Raw genomic sequence first — 1,278 nt, forward strand, 5'->3', positions numbered from 1 at the left:
TTGTATTTATAGAATAAAATTAATTAGTTAGTAAAATTTTTTCTAAAAGCCATTTAAAACATGTATGACTGTTAATTAAAAATATATAATCAACATGGATAAATTATTTATGATAGATACTAAAAAAAATGAAATTCTTGAAAAGAACTCCATGCATAACATTCTAAATATGTTAAAAATAGTTTTGTTTCGAAATAATAAACAGGTGATATTTTGAATATTTTCGGATTTATTCTTACCATATTACCTATTGCCTTATCCCCTGGTGCGAGTTTTACTCTCGGCATGACCAATGTGATGAATAGAGGAATAAAAGGTCTGCTTTCCATCATAATAGGGACATCCTTGGGGATTTACACTCACGCATTACTGGTTGGCTTAGGCGTTACAGGCATAGTGACAAAATATCCATTCATTATAAATATCATACAGATAATAGGAACTATCTATTTAATCTATCTCTCTTATACATTAATAAAAAATGGAATATACTCAGAAAAAAACAGTGCAAAAAAAGCAACAAAAAAAAATGCAACAATAAAAGATGCCTATATCGCTAATATTATGAATATAAAAGCAATTATACTATATCTTACTGTAGCTCCAAGTTATCTAACATCAAACCATATTAATGTGTCAAACTTCATTATTCTTGCTTCTATTCATATTATTATAATGACAATATGGTTATTAGTTTTTGGCTATGTAATTATATTTACTACAAAAAAAATGAATTTCAGTTCGGTAAGTCGTTTTATTAACATTATGGGTGGGGTCTGTTTATTATACTTTTCTCTTTCTCCGTACTTTTTATGATGTTCCTTTCCAGAATGAGAGACGAATGCTTGAATTATATCCAGATAGAGTTTTAATCAAACTTCATCGATATTACACTCATTGTTTTGTTTGAAAAACAATCTGCATTGGGGTGATTTTTAAACCACTGGTTTGTGAAAAGTTCACATTCAAGCCTTGGATAATAAACAAATACTCATGCTCTCGTCCTGTATCTCCTTTCAATCTATAACTGAGTTAGCTTTTCTAGTTTACTACAGCGATACCATACAAATCACTTTCACATTCCACAAAAAAATCTAATATATAGATTTTAGTAATGATACATGATAGCAAGCCATCTTCTATGACTCTCATCAGTAAATAACAAGTTAATTTTGGTGAAACCGTCATTCCGCACCTCATTTCTGATTTAAAAATAATGTGATTTACTGCACAGTGTGTTGCTTTATTCCCAAAACTAGGTTGACGGCGATCGTGAGG

Annotated in this window: 2 protein-coding genes; one reads left to right on the top strand and one right to left on the bottom strand. The window is 29.7% G+C overall.

The annotated features are described in order from the left end of the window. Positions 1-213: 213 nt before the first annotated feature. Positions 214-816, top strand: a complete 603-nt coding sequence (locus PSI15_RS18015; protein ID WP_273584714.1) for a LysE family translocator — start codon at positions 214-216, stop codon at positions 814-816. Positions 817-1,041: 225 nt separating this feature from the next. Here PSI15_RS18015 and PSI15_RS18020 read toward each other — a convergent pair. After that, the coding region (locus PSI15_RS18020; protein WP_273584716.1) for a hypothetical protein at positions 1,042-1,278 on the bottom strand (237 nt) is incomplete at its 5' end.

The sequence above is a fragment of the Xenorhabdus sp. PR6a genome, from assembly GCF_028599065.1.
In the GTDB taxonomy this organism is placed as follows: Bacteria; Pseudomonadota; Gammaproteobacteria; order Enterobacterales; family Enterobacteriaceae; genus Xenorhabdus; species Xenorhabdus doucetiae.